The sequence below is a fragment of the Stenotrophomonas sp. 80084_Sma genome (assembly GCF_056481995.1).
This window is the reverse complement of the sequence record NZ_CM151177.1, coordinates 1,610,064-1,625,602: the sequence shown is the minus strand read 5'-3', so window position 1 is coordinate 1,625,602 and position 15,539 is coordinate 1,610,064. Positions and strand designations below refer to the sequence as shown.

12 protein-coding genes and 1 pseudogene are annotated in these 15,539 nt (G+C 68.0%); 10 read left to right on the top strand and 3 right to left on the bottom strand.

Features of this window, described 5'->3' with window-relative positions; genetic code table 11:
- Positions 1 to 9: 9 nt before the first annotated feature.
- From pstB to rnt, 7 genes are all read left to right on the top strand, one after another.
- On the top strand, positions 10 to 840 hold the full coding sequence (gene pstB, locus ACZK3W_RS07585; RefSeq protein ID WP_005408788.1) for a phosphate ABC transporter ATP-binding protein PstB: 831 nt from the start codon (positions 10 to 12) through the stop codon (positions 838 to 840).
- Positions 841 to 937: 97 nt separating this feature from the next.
- Positions 938 to 1,645, top strand: a complete 708-nt coding sequence (gene phoU / locus ACZK3W_RS07580; protein WP_008265615.1) for a phosphate signaling complex protein PhoU — start codon at positions 938 to 940, stop codon at positions 1,643 to 1,645.
- Between the two features lie 205 nt (positions 1,646 to 1,850).
- Positions 1,851 to 2,210, top strand: a complete 360-nt coding sequence (locus ACZK3W_RS07575) for an HvfA family oxazolone/thioamide-modified RiPP metallophore (RefSeq protein ID WP_049421602.1) — start codon at positions 1,851 to 1,853, stop codon at positions 2,208 to 2,210.
- Positions 2,197 to 3,072 carry an HvfB family MNIO-type RiPP peptide maturase gene (locus tag ACZK3W_RS07570; protein ID WP_180855169.1) on the top strand — a complete coding sequence of 292 codons (876 nt, stop codon included), beginning with the start codon at positions 2,197 to 2,199 and terminating at the stop codon, positions 3,070 to 3,072. Before ACZK3W_RS07575 ends, ACZK3W_RS07570 begins: the two co-directional genes overlap by 14 nt.
- Positions 3,065 to 3,820, top strand: a complete 756-nt coding sequence (locus ACZK3W_RS07565; protein ID WP_032127952.1) for an HvfC family RiPP maturation protein — start codon at positions 3,065 to 3,067, stop codon at positions 3,818 to 3,820. Before ACZK3W_RS07570 ends, ACZK3W_RS07565 begins: the two co-directional genes overlap by 8 nt.
- A 26-nt stretch (positions 3,821 to 3,846) precedes the next feature.
- Entirely contained in the window at positions 3,847 to 4,368 is a 522-nt protein-coding gene (locus tag ACZK3W_RS07560) for an HvfX family Cu-binding RiPP maturation protein (RefSeq protein ID WP_478450618.1), read from the top strand.
- A 169-nt stretch (positions 4,369 to 4,537) separates the two neighbouring features.
- The gene (gene rnt, locus ACZK3W_RS07555) at positions 4,538 to 5,188 is read left to right on the top strand and encodes a ribonuclease T (RefSeq protein WP_014036542.1); all 651 of its coding nucleotides are present in this window, start codon (positions 4,538 to 4,540) and stop codon (positions 5,186 to 5,188) included.
- Between the two features lie 95 nt (positions 5,189 to 5,283).
- On the opposite strand, the pseudogene ACZK3W_RS07550 reads toward rnt, so the two are convergent.
- The 3 genes and pseudogenes from ACZK3W_RS07550 to ACZK3W_RS07540 all read right to left on the bottom strand — a co-directional run bounded on the left by ACZK3W_RS07550 (position 5,284) and on the right by ACZK3W_RS07540 (position 10,631).
- A pseudogene (locus ACZK3W_RS07550) lies at positions 5,284 to 8,309 on the bottom strand (two-component regulator propeller domain-containing protein).
- Positions 8,310 to 8,486: 177 nt separating this feature from the next.
- Positions 8,487 to 9,896, bottom strand: a complete 1,410-nt coding sequence (locus tag ACZK3W_RS07545) for an ATP-binding protein (protein WP_049421607.1) — start codon at positions 9,894 to 9,896, stop codon at positions 8,487 to 8,489.
- Positions 9,897 to 9,902: 6 nt separating this feature from the next.
- Positions 9,903 to 10,631, bottom strand: coding sequence for a response regulator (locus ACZK3W_RS07540; RefSeq protein WP_005408779.1), 729 nt, complete (start codon positions 10,629 to 10,631; stop codon positions 9,903 to 9,905).
- A 204-nt stretch (positions 10,632 to 10,835) separates the two neighbouring features.
- On the opposite strand from ACZK3W_RS07540, the gene ACZK3W_RS07535 reads away from it, so the two are divergent.
- Genes ACZK3W_RS07535 through ACZK3W_RS07525 form a run of 3 tightly spaced genes read left to right on the top strand, consistent with a single transcriptional unit; the run spans position 10,836 to position 15,468 of the window.
- Positions 10,836 to 12,077, top strand: coding sequence for an efflux RND transporter periplasmic adaptor subunit (locus ACZK3W_RS07535; protein ID WP_478450617.1), 1,242 nt, complete (start codon positions 10,836 to 10,838; stop codon positions 12,075 to 12,077).
- Entirely contained in the window at positions 12,074 to 14,032 is a 1,959-nt protein-coding gene (locus ACZK3W_RS07530) for a MacB family efflux pump subunit (protein ID WP_329893097.1), read from the top strand. Before ACZK3W_RS07535 ends, ACZK3W_RS07530 begins: the two co-directional genes overlap by 4 nt.
- On the top strand, positions 14,029 to 15,468 hold the full coding sequence (locus ACZK3W_RS07525; RefSeq protein ID WP_478450616.1) for an efflux transporter outer membrane subunit: 1,440 nt from the start codon (positions 14,029 to 14,031) through the stop codon (positions 15,466 to 15,468). The genes ACZK3W_RS07530 and ACZK3W_RS07525 overlap by 4 nt, the downstream gene beginning before the upstream one ends.
- Positions 15,469 to 15,539 lie beyond the last annotated feature (71 nt).

Sequence of the window (15,539 nt, the reverse complement as noted above, 5' to 3'; positions counted from 1 at the left end):
GATAACGCCATGAACGACCTTTCCAACGCCGTGCCGATGCAGCGCATCGCCGTGCCGTCCTCGCACGAGAGCCTGCACACGCCGTCGCCGGTGAAGCTGGCTGCGCGTGGACTGGACTTCTACTACGACAAGTTCCATGCCCTGAAGGGCATCAACCTGGAGATCCCGGAAAAGCGCGTGACCGCGCTGATCGGTCCCTCCGGCTGCGGCAAGTCGACCCTGCTGCGCATCTTCAACCGCATCTACGCGCTGTACCCGAAGCTGGAGGCGCGTGGTGAAGTGCTGCTGGACGGCGAGAACATCCTGTCGCCGAAGTACCCGATGAACCGCCTGCGCAGCAAGGTCGGCATGGTGTTCCAGAAGCCGGTGCCGTTCCCGATGACCATCTTCGAGAACGTGGCCTACGGCATCCGCCACCACGAGAAGCTGAGCAAGGCCGACATGGCCGACCGCGTCGAGCAGGCACTGCGCCAGGGCGCACTGTGGGACGAAGTGAAGGACAAGCTGGGGCAGAGCGCACTGGGCCTGTCCGGTGGCCAGCAGCAGCGCCTGTGCATCGCCCGTGCGGTGGCCCTGCGCCCGTCGGTGCTGCTGCTGGACGAGCCGACCTCGGCGCTGGATCCGATCTCGACCAGCCGCATCGAGCAGCTGGTGGAAGAGCTCAAGCACGAGTACACCATCGTCATCGTCACCCACAACATGCAGCAGGCCGCGCGCGTGTCCGACTACACCGCCTTCATGTACCTGGGCGACCTGATCGAGCACGACCGCACCGAAGTGATCTTCTCGCAGCCGTCGCAGCGGCAGACCGAGGATTACATCACCGGTCGCTTCGGCTGAAACGTCAGTCGACAGACAGACAATGTCAGTCGAGCATGGCTCGACTCTACAAATCACGCCAGCCAGGCATGGCCTGGCTCTACCCGGATTGCAGACCATGAATCTTCCCAACGACCACATCGTCAAGAGCTACGACGAAGAACAGCAGCGGCTGGTGGCCGAAATCGTGCGCATGGGCGAGATGGCCGTCGCTCAGCTCGAAGCGGCGATGGACGTGATCGAGAAGCGCGACGAGAACGCCGCCCATCGCATCATCGCCAACGACGAAGCGATCGATGCGCTGGAGCAGCAGATCAGCCATGACGTGATGCGCCTGGCGCTGCGTGGGCCGATGGCGCGCGACCTGCGCGAGATCCTGGCCGGCCTGCGCATCCCGGCCGACATCGAGCGCATCGGCGACTATGCGGCCAACGTTGCCAAGCGTTCGATCGCGCTGGGCAAAGTGCCGCCGCTGCCACAGATCCAGGGCCTGCGGGCGCTGGGTCGCCTGGCCGCGCAGCAGGTGCGCCGCGCCATTGCCGCCTACCGCGACAACGATGCCGACGCTGCGCTGGCGCTGCGCGAGGACGACGCCCGACTGGACGCGCAGTACACCGCGCTGTTCCGCGAGCTGCTGACCTACATGATGGAAGACCCGCGCAACATCACCCCCTGCACGCATCTGCTGTTCATGGCGAAGAACCTGGAGCGCGTGGGCGACCACGCCACCAACATCGCCGAGAACGTGTGGTTCCTGGTGCATGGCGAGCAGCCGCTGCCGCCGCGTGAAAAACGCGATGAAACCTCCAGCACCGGCCAGCCCTGACGCTGCACTGCAACACCGGAGTTGACTCCAAGGTGGCCGCTGTCCTGGTGACAGCGGCCCTTTTGTTGTGGGCGTTCCGGCCACCGGTCTCCCGCTCTGTAACAAATCTCACGAAAATTTGAGTTCTTGGCGAGGATTCGTTGAGTAGGATCGCTGCACCATCGATTCACCCCGGGCGCCTGCCCACCACCTAGGAGTAAGACCGATGAGCAGTTCCAACAAGACCCTGTCCCTGCTGACCGCTACGGCCCTGGCCGCCGGCCTGGGCATGACCGCCAGTGCCTCGGCCCTGAGCATGAGCGACCTGGCCCAGGGCTACCTGGTGGCTGGCCAGGCGGCAAAGGCTGCCGATACCAAGCACGCCGAAGGCAAGTGCGGCGCCGACGGCAAGACCGCTGAAGGCAAGTGCGGCGGTGACAAGGGCAAGGCTGCCGAAGGCAAGTGTGGCGAAGGCAAGTGCGGTGCCGACAAGGGCAAGGCTGCTGGTGCAGCCGCTGCCAAGACAGGCGACAAGAAGTCGGCTGAAGGCAAGTGCGGCGAAGGCAAGTGCGGTGGCAAGCACTGACGTCCGCGCCAGCCTCGTCCACCCGCGGTCGCCGCTTCGTGCGGCGGCCGCCGGGTTGGGCCTGCGCCGGGCGCTGCTACAGGACCTGCGTGACGCCCCGGCAGGCGACTTCGATTTCCTCGAATGCGCGCCGGAGAACTGGATCCATGTCGGTGGTCCCGCCGGGGATGCACTGGCCGAACTGGCGCAGCGCCATCCGTTGAGCTGCCACGGCCTGTCGTTGTCGCTGGGCGGCAGCGCGCCACTGGATACGCAGCTGCTGGAACAGGTCGGCCAGTTCCTGGAAAAGCACCGCGTGCCGCTGTACAGCGAGCACCTGAGCTACTGCAGCGACGACGGCCACCTGTACGACCTGCTGCCGATTCCGTTCACCGACGAAGCCGTGCGCCATACCGCCGCACGCATCACCCACGTGCAGGACCTGCTGGGTCGCCGCATCGCGGTGGAGAACGTGTCCTACTACCTGGCGCCGGAGCCGGCGATGGACGAACTGGCCTTCACCAATGCCGTGCTCGCCGAAGCCGACTGCGACCTGTTGCTCGACGTCAACAATGTCTACGTCAACGCCTGCAACCACGGCTACGATGCCGACAGCTTCATTGCCGGGCTGCCCGCAGAGCGCATCGTCTGCCTGCACGTGGCCGGGCACCTGGACGAGGCACCGGACCTGAAGATCGACACCCATGGCAGCGCGGTGATCGACCCGGTCTGGGAGCTGCTGGCGCGTACCTACGCGCGCATCGGCCCACGCCCCACCCTGCTCGAACGCGATTTCAACTTCCCCCCGTACGCCGAGCTGCAGGGCGAACTGCAGACCATCCGCCGCCTGCAGTCCCGCCATACCGGTATCGCCCATGGCTGATACCTCCCACACTCTGCGCGCACAGCAGCATGCGTTCACCGCACACCTGCGCGATCCGCAGGCGGTGGCCGCACCCGCCGGGCTGGAACCACGCCGGGTCGCGGTGTACCAGCGGCTGCTGTTCAACAACCTGCTCGGCCTGTTGAGCAACGGCTTCCCGGTCTGCGTGCGCCTGCTCGGCGAACCGGCCTGGAGCGACCTGGTGCGCCACTACTTCGCCACCCATCGCTGCCAGACGCCGCTGTTCACCGAACTGGCCGCCGAATTCGTGCAGTGGCTGCAGGCACAGCCGCAGCTGCCGCACCCGGCGTTGGCCGAGCTGGCCCACTACGAGTGGGTGGAAACCGCGCTGTACCAGCTTCCTGCCGAGCCGCTGCCGGTGCGGGGTGAGATCGATCCGCTGCGGGTGCCACTGCAACGCTCGCCGCTGGCGTGGCCGCTGCTGTACCAGTGGCCGGTGCACCGGCTCGGCGCCGAGGATGCACCAATGCAGCCGCCCACCGAGCCGACCGGCCTGCTGGTGCGCCGTGAGGCTGACGGCGAAGTGCGCTTCGCCGCACTCAGCCCGCTGGCGGTATACCTGCTGTCCAGCATCGGCGAACAACCCGGCCTCGATGGACATGCTTATCTGCGGCAATTGGCCGCCGCGCACGGCCTGGCTGAGGAGGCGCTGGCCGAACCCGGTGCTGCACTGCTGCAGCAGTTCCTGCAGGCCGGCGTGATCGGCCCGCTCACAGTCCCTGGCTGACGCCCCTTCCCCCCGGAGAACCACCGATGAACCTTCCGACCCTGGCCGCCGCGCGCAGCCAGCTGGACCGTCTCGCCCCCTGGTTGGCGCCGCTTGGCCTGCGCCTGCTGCTGGCCTGGGAATACTTCGAATCCGGCCGCGAAAAGCTGCGCGGCCAGAACTGGTTCGCCGACCTGCAGGACGCTTTCCCGTTCCCGTTCGACCAGCTGCCGGCCGCACTGAACTGGCAGCTTGCCACCTGGTTCGAGCTGATTGGCGCGGCCTGCCTGCTGGTTGGCTTCGGCACCCGGTTTGCCGCCGCCAGTCTGCTGGTGCTGACCGTAGTGGCCACTTATGCGGTGCATTGGCCGATGGGATGGAACTCGCTGGCCGACCTGGCCATGGGCTACGCGATCACTGACCAGGGCTTCGGCAACTTCAAGCTGCCGGTGCTGTTCATGGCCATGTTGCTGCCGCTGATCTTCACCGGCGCCGGCAGGCTGAGCGTGGATGCGTGGTTGGCGCGGTGGTCTCCCTCGGCCACGCCTGCACGGCCAGCAGTCCGGTAATCGCCAAACCTGGTCGGCGCACCGTGTGCCAACCAAGGTTGGCACCTACCGGAATCCTGAGCGCGCGGTGCCCCGGTAGGTGTCGACCTTGGTCGACACACGCCCGCGCAGGGAACGCATGCACCGAGGGCTGGCCGGGCGCTCAGGGTCGCTCTGCTAGAATTCACGCATGACTGACCCCACCCCCGCACCTGCCGCCGCTCCCGATTCCGCAGTCCCCCAGGCGCAGCGCGCGATGTCACAACGCTTCCGCGGCTTCCTGCCGGTGGTGGTGGACGTGGAAACCGGCGGCTTCGACAGCCAGCGCAACGCGCTGCTGGAAATCGCCGCCGTGCCGATCGAGATGGACGAGAACGGCCTGCTCTACCCCGGCCAGACCGCCAGTGCCCACGTGGTGCCGGCCGAGGGCCTGGAGATCGACCCGAAGTCGCTGGAAGTGACCGGCATCATCCTCGACCACCCGTTCCGGCTGGCCAAGGAAGAGAAGGCGGCACTGGACCACATCTTCACCCCGGTACGCGCGGCCATGAAGAAGTACGGCTGCCAGCGCGCGATCCTGGTCGGCCACAACGCGCATTTCGACCTCGGCTTCGTCAATGCCGCCGTGGCGCGCACCGGCCACAAGCGCAATCCGTTCCATCCCTTCAGCGTGTTCGATACGGTGACCCTGGCCGGCATCGCCTACGGGCAGACCGTGCTGGCGCGTGCGGCCACCGCCGCCGGGCTGGGCTGGGATGCCAACGAGGCGCACAGCGCGGTGTATGACACCGAGCAGACCGCGCGGCTGTTCTGCACCATCGCCAACGCCTGGCCGCGGTAAGCCAGCCAACGGCGCAACCGCATCCACGCAGTGCGGACCAACGGTCCGCACCCACCACTCACCGGACGGTAGATCCACGCCATGCGTGGATGCGATCAACCAATGCTCGTTCGGTCGCGGCCGTCGCTCTTGGCGCGGTACAACGCGCGGTCTGCGCGCTGGTACAGCAGTGCCGGGGTGCGGTCGTCGGCATCCAGTTCCACCAGCCCTGCGCTGAAGGTCACGCGCAGGCCGTCCACGCCGGCCCAGTCGGGGTGGTCATGGAACAGGCCGCGCAGGCGCGCGCACAGCTGTGCGGCTTCCTCCAGGCGGGTGTCGTTGAGCAGCAGCGCAAACTCTTCGCCGCCAGTCCGCGCCGGCAGGTCCGAATCGCGGCTGGCGGCGGCGATCAACCGCGCCACCTGCACCAGCACCGCATCACCGATGCTGTGGCTGTGGCGGTCGTTGACGTCCTTGAAGTGGTCGATATCCAGCACCACCAGGCACAGCGGATGACCGCTGCGCTGCGAACGGGCGAAGTCACGCGCCAGCGTTTCATCGAAGGCACGGCGGTTGGCCAGGCCAGTCAGTGCATCCTCGCGGGCCTGCCGTTCGAATGCCTCGGCCTGGCGTGCGAGGCGCTCGGCCAGTTCGGTCTTTTCCTGGTTCAGCGCCTGCAGGTGCACGGTCTTGGCCTGCAGGTCGAAGGTCGCCTCGTCCACGCGCCGTGCCAGGCGCAGGTTGCTGGCCTTCAGCTGCTGCAGCAGCAGCCGGTACAGCGCCACCAGCCCGGCCAGCAGCAACAGGCCACCCAGCACCTGCACGCTGCGTCGCTGCCACCAGAACGGCTCCACGGTGAAGCTCCATACCGCTTCCTGCTGGCCCCAGCTGCCACTCGGATGGGCAGCGGCCACGTGCAGGGTGTAGTCGCCCGGCGGCAGGCCAACGAACTCCACGCTGCGCTGCGGGCCGCGTTCGACCCACCCCGTATCCAGGCCGTCCAACCGCGTGCGGTAGCGGATCCGGTCAGACATCAGGTAGCTCAGGCCGACATAACTCACCGCCAAGCGGCGGCCGCCGGGAATGTAGTTGCGGTCCGGGCCTTCCCAATGCACCGGTGCGCCATCCACCTGCACGCTTTCAATCGCTGCCGGCGGTGAAAGACGCTCGCGGAAACGCTGCAGGCGTTGCGGATCGACGGTGCTCAGGCCTCCGGCGGTGACCACCCAGAACGTGCCGTCCTGGCGCAGGATCGCCGATGGCCCGGAGCTGCCGTTGGCCTGCGCGTTGGCCATGCCATCAATCTCGTTGTAGCGCTCCACCACCACCCGCGGCGCGCGCCCGTCGGCAACCGCATTGAGCGTGGCCATGTCGGTGCGCAGCACGCCGCGGTTGCTGCTTATCCACACGTTGCCAAGGCGATCCGGCACCAGTTGGAACACCGCATCCACCGGCATGCCCTGCTCCAGCCCCACCCGTGCCAGCGTGCCGTTGCGCCAGCGGTACAGGCCACGGTCGCTGCTGATCCACATCGCGTCACCCAGCTGATGGAAGCCGAACACGCTGCGGCCACCGCCCATCGGCGCGAGGTCGATCGACTGCACGTGATCGCCGCGCAGTACGCGGATGCCCTCGATGGTGCCGATCCACAGGTTGCCCTGGTGATCGTGCTCAAGCGCGGTGATCAGGCCGCTGGGCATGCCCGCAACGCTTGATACCTGCACGCGGTCACCGTCGATGCGGACCACGCCCTTCTGGGTGCCGGCCCAGACCACACCCTGCGGGTCCACGCTGATCGCGCGGATGTTGCCGCCCGGCATGCCATCGGCGGCGGCATAGTTGTGCCGCAGCCGGCCATCGGGGCCAAGACGGTAGACGCCATCACCGAACGTTCCGACCCAGAGGTCACCGTCCGGGCCCTGCGCCAGGCTGAGCACCGAAGGTGCCTTGCCGCCGCGGTTGTGCAGCGGCATCGCGCGGAAGCGGCCATCAGCAGCCTGCAGGTCGAGGCCGCTGGCACTGCCGACCCACAACTGGCGTTCGCGGTCCTCGAACACGGTCCGCACATAGTCGCCACTGAGGCCATCGCGCTCGGTGTAGCTGCTGAACAGTGTTTCGCGCAGGCGGTACAGGCCACCATTGGCACCCACCCAGATGCTGCCCTCGGCATCCTCGCGCAGGCTGACCACGCGCCCACCCGGCAGGTTCAGGCCCGCCGGCAGGCGCTCCAGGCCATGCGCTGAGATCCGCAGCAGGCCCTGGTTCTCGGTGCCCAGCCACAGGTCACCATGGCGATCCTGCAGCATCGAGGTCAGGTGCAGCTGCCCCGGCAGGCGGTGCATCAGCACCAGCTGATCATCCTCCACCCGGTACAGGCGCTCGCCGGCGACGATCCACAGCGCGCCATCCGGAGCGCGGTACGGCCACGACAGGCCACTGCCGGCGCCCAGCCCCCAGTCGCTGGCGCGCGCTTGAGCACGCCATCGTTGTCGCGCAGCACCAGTCCATCCAACGTGCCGGCCCAGACCCGGTCCTGCGCATCGACCACCAGCTTGGTGAAGCTCATCGCCATCGGCAGGTCGGCGGCCGGAGCGTGGTAGACGATGCCGGTGTCCGGCGTCAGATAGCCGATGCCCTTGCCTTCATACAGCAGCCACAGGCGGCCTTGGCTGTCCATCTGCATGGACTGGATCAGGACCTGCGGGGTATCGGCCTGGTGCTCCCAGACACGCCACTGGCCATCGTTGCCGCGATGGCTGACATTGCCCCGCGAATCACTGATCCACAGCCCACCCTGGCGGTCGACGAACAGCGCGCCGATGCCGTTGTCGCGCAGTCCCGGCCGGGTACTGCGGTCGAACACGGTGAAATCCAGGCCGTTGTAACGCACCAGGCCTTCCCAGGTGGCGAACCAGAGGTGGCCTTCGGGGGTCTGCGCGATGTCGCGCAGCGAGTTGTGCGGCAGGCCGTTGCGCGACGTCCATACATCAATGGCGTAGTCGCGCAGTGGCGGAGCCCCCTCCTGCGCTGCCACCGGCAGTGCAAGGGCCAGCAGCAGCCACAGCAGGCCCTGTCGCAGCCATCGACCGATATCTGATCCGCAGCGCTCCACCCAGCGCGCGATGTCCCCCTGTCCGGCCATCAGTGCAGCGGCGGCGGCCAGTCAGGGCTGCCGGGCCTGGCAGCATGCGGGAACTGCCGGGCAGCGCGGGACGGCATGCCGGCGGGGACGGGCTGGCTCATCGGGGGGGAACTGGGAAGATGCGCAGATGATAGGCCAAACCCTGCCCACGGCGTCACCATCGCCAGCCGCGAAGGCTCAGCCCGCGCGGCCCGGCGGCGTCACCTGTGCACTGGCCGGCCACTGCACTACCGCCTCCAGCCCACCTTCGGCGCGGTTGCGCAGCCACAGCCGCGCCCCGTCTTTCTCAGCCAGGGCGCGGGCGATGGTCAGGCCCAGACCGGCGCCGCCGGTTTCGCGCGAACGCGAGGTTTCCACCCGCACGAACGGGTCGAACACGGCTTCCAGCTGATCCTCGGCCAGGCCCGGGCCGTCATCGGCCACCACCACGGTGATCGCGCCACCACTACGCTCGACCCGTACCCGCACCCGGTAGGCATACATCACCGCGTTGTCCACCAGGTTGGAAAACAGGCGGTGCATGGCCAGCGGACGCAACATCAGCACCGCTCCGCTGCCACCTTCGAAGACGACATCTCCGCCGCCCTCGGCCGTGTCTTCAACGATGCTCTCCAGCAGCGAATCCAGGTCCAGTGCGGCGCGCTGCTCGGCGCTCTCCGCGCTGCGCGCCAGCTCCAGGCCTTCGCGCACCAACGCCTGCATCGCGGCCAGATCGCCGATCAGGCGCTCACGCAGCACCTCGTCGCTGACATTCTCCAGGCGCAGGCGCAGCCGGGTCAGCGGGGTCTGCAGGTCATGGGTGATCGCCGCCAGCATCTGCGTGCGCTCGGCCAGGTGCCGCTGCAGGCGATGCTGCATGGCGTTGAAGGCCTCTGCGGCGCGCTGCACTTCGCGCGGGCCGCGCAGCGGCAGTGGATCGCGCTGCAGGTCGTCGCCCAGGTCTTCGGCGGCTGCGGCCAGTTCCTGCAGCGGCGCGCTGGCCATGCGCGCGACGATATAGGCCAGCACCGCGATCGCCAGCACCAGCAGGGTCAGGAACCACGGGTCCACGGCGAGGATGCCGTTGTGTGCCACCGCCGGCGAATCCAGCGCCAGCTTCAGCAGCGTGCCGTCGTTGAGGGTCACGTCGACCGCACGGCACTTGGGCGGGATGAACGCCGGATCACGTTCGCGCGGATGCTTGCGATGCCCCGGTGGCGGCGGGGGCAGCAGGTCCTGCAGCTTGGGAATGCAGGAGCGGAACGAAGCGAAGTGCACATGCGCGCGTGCGACCGGCCCGGGCCGGTCATCGAGTACTTCCATCAACGCGGTATCGGCCCGCCCCAGGCGTGCGCCGGGTTGCAGCGCACGCACGCTCGGCCCACCGATTTCGAGCAGGCGCTCGCGCAGTTCGGGGTTGCCGTCGAGCAGGTTGACGTAGCCCTGGAGGCGGTCGGCGATGCGGTTCAGGTTCTGCCGCTCGAACTCCTGCTGGCGCTTGGAGGTGGCCAGCATGGTCGCGCCGATCGCGGCCACGCTCATGCCCAGCAGCAGGATCACGAACAACCGCCCGACCATCGAGGACAGGAAATGGCGCAGGCGCTTCATCGCGGCTTATTCCAGGTTCACCGAGGAGGCCAGTACATAGCCTTCGTTGCGAACGGTCTTGATCAGCCCGTCCGGGCCACCGTCGTCGCCCAGCTTGTTGCGCAGCCGGCTGACCTGCAGATCAATGGCGCGGTCCTGTGCCTCGTAGTTGCGGCCGCTGCTGAGCGCGACCAGCTGCTCGCGCGACAGCACCTTGTTGGCGTGGGCGATGAACACCCGCAGCAGGCGGAACTCGGCGCCGGACAGCACCACCACGCGATCGTCCGGATCGACCAGGTGGCGATGCTCCAGATCGAACACCCAGCGCGAGAAGCGCGCACGGCGCACCGCCAGCGGCTCCAGGTTCGCCGGCAGCGCCTCGGTCCGGCGCAGCACGTTGCGGATGCGTGCCAGCAGCTCGCGCGGTTCGAACGGCTTGGCCAGGTAGTCGTCGGCGCCCATTTCCAGGCCCAGCACGCGGTCGATCGGCTCGGCACGCGCGGTCAGCATGATCACCGGTGTGTTCGAGCGCGCGCGCAGGTCGCGGCACAGGGTCAGGCCATCCTCGCGCGGCAGGTTGAGGTCGAGCACGATCAGGTCCACGTGTTCGCGGTCCAGCAGCTGGCGCATGGCGGTGCCGTCTGCGGCCGTGCTCACCTGGTAGCCGGCCCGGCCGAGCTGTTCGGCCAGCAGGGTGCGGATGTCGTTGTCGTCGTCGACGATCAGCAGTCGATGCATCGTGTTTTCAGTCTCCATGTCGCGATCATCCCGTGTCGGCAGCTGAACCGCATCCGGGGCAATGCGTACCAGTGTATCCAGCCATGGGCGGGATACCTGTGGTTACGCGTATTCACCGACAGTGTTACATAGAGACATACCCCGAGGATTGAGCCGCCCATCGCCCGGTCTTCACAATGCCCACCAACGCCGCCACCGCGGCCCCGAGAGTGAAGCCACGACGTGACGTTCCGCCTGCTGCCCGCGACCCGCCGGGGTCGCCTGATACTGATCGCCCTGCTCGCCCTTGCCGTTGCCGCAGCCGCCTGGTGGCTGCTGCGCAAGCCCGCCGCCCCGGCGGTGGCGACCACGCCCGTCAGCCGTGGTGACATCGAGCAGACGGTGGACGCCACTGGCGTGATCGACGCCTACAAGCTGGTCAGCGTCGGTGCCCAGGCCTCGGGCCAGATCAAGTCGCTGAAGGTGCAGCTGGGCGACACCGTGAAGGAAGGCGACCTGATCGCCGAGATCGACGCCACCACCCAGCAGAACCAGGTGCTCAATGCGCAGGCCTCGCTGGACCAGGTCACCGCCCAGCGCGCCGTGCAGCAGGCCACCCTGCGCCAGGCCGAACTGGAATTCGCGCGCCAGCAGCAGATGCTGGCCGCCGAGGCCACCTCGCGCCAGGAATACGATGCCGCCGAGGCGCAGCTGAAGACCGCCCGTGCCCAGCTGCAGTCCTACGAGGCGCAGATCAAGGGCCGCGAAACCGAGCTGGGCACCGCCCGCGCCAACCTGGCCTACACCCGCATCACCGCGCCGATGAACGGCACCGTGGTGGCGGTGGTGGCCGAGGAAGGTCGCACCGTGAACGCCAACCAGACCGCACCGACCATCGTCATGCTGGCACGGCTGGACGTGGTCACCGTCAATGCCGAGATCTCCGAGGCCGACGTGGTCAAGATCAAGGCCGGCATGCCGGTGTACTTCACCACGCTGGGCGACCCGGACCGCAAGTACCACGCCACGCTGCGCCAGATCAATCCGGCGCCGGCCTCGATCGCCAACGAGAGTTCGTCCAGTTCCAGCAGTTCGTCCAGTTCCAGTTCCAGCAGCGCGGTCTACTACAACGCGTTGTTCGACGTGGAGAATCCGGATGGCACCCTGCGCATCGACATGACCGCGCAGGTCTCGGTACTGCTGAAGCAGGCCAAGGGCGTGCTGATGGTGCCGGCGGTGGCACTGGGGCCGAAGCGCCGTGGCGACGAGCGCATGGTGCGGGTGCTGGACGACAAGGGCCAGCCGCAGCCGCGCAAGGTTACCGTGGGCATCAACAACGGCGCCTCGGCCGAGATCCTGTCGGGACTGAAGGAAGGCGAGCGAGTAGTGGTCGGCGAAGCCGGTGCGGCTGGTGCCAGCGCCGGCGGCGGCAACCGCGGCGGCATGCAGATGCGGGTCGGCGGCCCGGGCATGGGGCGCCGATGAGCACGACGGCGCCGCTGCTGCGCCTGCGTGACCTGCGACGCGAATTCCCGGCCGGCGACGATGTGATCGCCGTGCTGCGTGACGTCAACCTCGACATCCACGCCGGTGAGATGGTGGCCATCGTCGGCCAGTCCGGCTCAGGCAAGTCGACGCTGATGAACATCCTCGGCTGCCTCGATCGTCCCACCCGTGGCAGCTACCAGGTGGCCGGCCGCGAAACCGGGAAGATGGAGCCGGACGAGCTGGCCGAACTGCGCCGCGAGCATTTCGGCTTCATCTTCCAGCGCTACCACCTGTTGGGCGACCTCGATGCGCGCGGCAACGTGGAAGTGCCGGCGGTGTACGCCGGCAGCCCCGGCCCGGTGCGCAACGCGCGTGCCGAGCAGCTGCTGCAGCGGCTGGGCCTGAGCGACCGCATGCACCACAAGCCGGGCCAGCTGTCCGGCGGCCAGCAGCAGCGCGTGTCGATCGCCCGTGCCCTGATGAACGGCGGCGAGGTGATCCTGGCCGACGAACCGACCGGCGCGCTCGACACGAAATCCGGCGAGGAAGTGATGGCGATCCTCGGCGAGCTGCACGCCGAAGGCCACACCATCATCATTGTCACCCACGACATGAGCGTGGCCGAACACGCGCAGCGCATCATCGAGATCCGCGACGGCGAGATCATCGCCGACCGCGCCAACCCGAATGCACCGACCTACCGCGCGCAGCGCGAGGCCAGCACCGGCGTCGCCCGCGGCAACAGCTGGCGGGCCGCGCGCGACCGCTTCACCGAAGCATTCCGCATGGCGTTGCTGGCGATGAATGCACATCGGCTGCGCACCTTCCTGACCATGCTCGGCATCATCATCGGTATCGCCTCGGTGGTCTCGGTGGTGGCGCTGGGCAACGGCTCGCAGCAGCAGATCCTGCAGAACATCAGCGCGCTCGGCACCAACACCATCGATGTCTACCCCGGCCGTGGTTTCGGCGACATGCGCTCGGCCCGTGTGCAGACGCTCAAAGCCAGTGATGCCGATGCGCTGGCCCGGCAGAGCTACGTCGACAGCTCCACGCCCAGCGTGTCGACCTCGGTCACCGCGCGTTACCGCAACCAGTCCTCCACCGCCCAGGTCAGCGGCGTCGGCGAGCAGTTCTTCCGGGTCAAGGGCGTGACCCTGCTCAGCGGCAGCTTCTTCGATGCCGATGCGGTGAAGAGCCTCGGCCAGGTGGCGGTGATCGACGAGAACACCCAGACCCAGTTCTTCCCCGATGTCGATCCGATCGGCCAGGTGATCCTGCTGGGCAACGTGCCGGCGCGCGTGGTCGGCGTGGCCAAGCGCCAGAGCTTCGGGTTCGGCGGCAGCACCAGCCTGAGCGTGTGGCTGCCGTACACCACGGTGATGTCGCGCATGCTCGGCCAGAGCCACGTGTCCAGCATCACCGTGCGCGTGGACGACGCCACGCCGATGGATGCCGCACAGGAAGCGATCACCCGACTGTTGACCATGCGCCATGGCACCGAGGACTTCTTCCTCAGCAACAGCGCCGAAATCCGCCAGACCATCGAGCAGACCACGCGCACGATGACCCTGCTGATCGGCGCCATCGCCGCCATCGCACTGCTGGTCGGTGGTATCGGTGTGATGAACATCATGCTGGTCTCGGTCACCGAGCGTACCCGCGAGATCGGCGTGCGCATGGCCGTGGGTGCACGGCAGAGTGATATCCGCCAGCAGTTCCTGATCGAGGCGGTGCTGGTCTGCCTGCTTGGCGGCGTGCTCGGCATCGGCCTGGCCCTGCTGCTGGGCTCGATGATCGGGCGCTTCGCCAGCGACTTCCAGGTGCTGTTCTCCACGGCCTCGATCGTTGCCGCGTTCGCCTGCTCGACCCTGATCGGCGTGGCGTTCGGCTTCCTGCCCGCGCGCAACGCCGCGCAGCTCGACCCGGTGGAGGCCCTGGCCCGCGAATGAAGATGATGACCCGACTGCTCTTCCCTGCCCCCTCGCGCCTGCTGCTGGCGGGCGCTGTACTGCTCGCCCTGTCAGGCTGCGCATCGATGGGCCGCTATCCGGTGCAGGACCCCGACGTGGCGGCGACCTACGGTCGTGGCGACGCCACCCTCAATGCGCCCGCCGACGATCCGCGCAGCAGCCTGGATACTCCGGGCCGCGACATCCGCCAGGACACCTGGTGGACCGGTTTCGGCGATGAACGTCTCGACCGTCTGGTGGCGCAGGCGCTGGCCGCCAACAGCGATCTTGCCGCCGCTGGCCTGGCCGTGCAGCGTTCGCGCCTGCAGGCCGGCCTGGCCAGCAACGCGCTGTGGCCACAGCCGTCGTCGTCCGGCGTCAGCGGCAATGCCAGCCGCGCCACCGACCAGGCCGACGACTGGCGCCGCAGCTATTCCACCGGCGTCTCGCTGGGCTGGGAAGTGGACCTGTGGGGCCGCCTGCGCACCCAGCGCGACATCGCCCGCTGGGAAGCCGAGGCCAGCGAGGAAGACCGGCAGAACACCGCGCTGCTGGTGATCAGCGACACCATCACCCAGTACTGGACGCTGGCTTACCTCAACCAGTCGATTGCCACCGGCCAGGCCAACCTGGAGCGCCTGGAACGCACCCGCGAACTGGTGCAGGCACGCTTCGACGCCGGTGCGGTATCGCGCCTGGAAGTACGCCAGGCGCTGCAGAACCTGCAGTCGCAGCGGTCTTCGCAGAGCGCACTGGAGCAGCAGCGGGTGGAAGTACGCAACGCACTGACCGTGCTGCTGGACGGCACGCCCTGGCCGCAGCAGGACGAACCGCAGGACCTGCTGGGCGCACGCAGCCCCAGCATCGCAGAGGGCCTGCCGACCGACCTGCTCGGTCGCCGTCCCGACCTGCGCGCGGCCGAACTGCGCCTGCGCAACAGCCTGAAGACCATCAAGGTCACCGCCACCCAGTACTACCCGGCGCTGAGCCTGACCGGCAGCCTCGGTTCCAGCGCAACGTCGCTGGGTGACGTGCTGCGCAACCCGGTGGCCACGCTGGGCGCCGGCCTGTCGCTTCCGTTCCTCAACCTGCAGCGCGCGCAGCTGGATACCGATATCGCCGGCACCGCCTACCAGATCGCCGCGACCAATTTCCGCAAGACGCTGTATACCGCGCTCTCGGAAGTGGACAACGCGCTGTCGGCACGCGAGCAGCTGGCGCGCCAGGTGGCGGCCTCGCAGGCTTCGTACGACGAAGCGGTGGAAGTGGAACGGGCGCAGGAAGTGCGCTACCGCGTGGGTGCCACCGACCTGCGCACCTGGCTGGAAGCGCAGCAGACCCGGCGCGATGCCGAGCTGTCGCTGGCGCGCGTGCGCCAGGGCCAGCTGAACAACGACGTCACCTTGTTCAAGGCACTGGGCGGCAGCGCGGGGTGAGGCGGCAAGAGCGCCAACCAAGGTTGGCGACTACCTGGTGGGTGTCGACCTTGGTCGACACAGCCGCTGCT

Coding starts and splice junctions, on each gene's coding strand:
- ACZK3W_RS07545 (WP_049421607.1), bottom strand. CDS start 9,896: ATGAAGCGCCTGCGCCATTTCCTGTCCTCGATGGTCGGGCGGTTGTTC.
- ACZK3W_RS07540 (WP_005408779.1), bottom strand. CDS start 10,631: ATGGAGACTGAAAACACGATGCATCGACTGCTGATCGTCGACGACGAC.
- ACZK3W_RS07560 (WP_478450618.1), top strand. CDS start 3,847: ATGAACCTTCCGACCCTGGCCGCCGCGCGCAGCCAGCTGGACCGTCTC.
- ACZK3W_RS07530 (WP_329893097.1), top strand. CDS start 12,074: ATGAGCACGACGGCGCCGCTGCTGCGCCTGCGTGACCTGCGACGCGAA.
- ACZK3W_RS07565 (WP_032127952.1), top strand. CDS start 3,065: ATGGCTGATACCTCCCACACTCTGCGCGCACAGCAGCATGCGTTCACC.
- ACZK3W_RS07575 (WP_049421602.1), top strand. CDS start 1,851: ATGAGCAGTTCCAACAAGACCCTGTCCCTGCTGACCGCTACGGCCCTG.
- phoU (WP_008265615.1), top strand. CDS start 938: ATGAATCTTCCCAACGACCACATCGTCAAGAGCTACGACGAAGAACAG.
- pstB (WP_005408788.1), top strand. CDS start 10: ATGAACGACCTTTCCAACGCCGTGCCGATGCAGCGCATCGCCGTGCCG.
- ACZK3W_RS07525 (WP_478450616.1), top strand. CDS start 14,029: ATGAAGATGATGACCCGACTGCTCTTCCCTGCCCCCTCGCGCCTGCTG.
- rnt (WP_014036542.1), top strand. CDS start 4,538: ATGACTGACCCCACCCCCGCACCTGCCGCCGCTCCCGATTCCGCAGTC.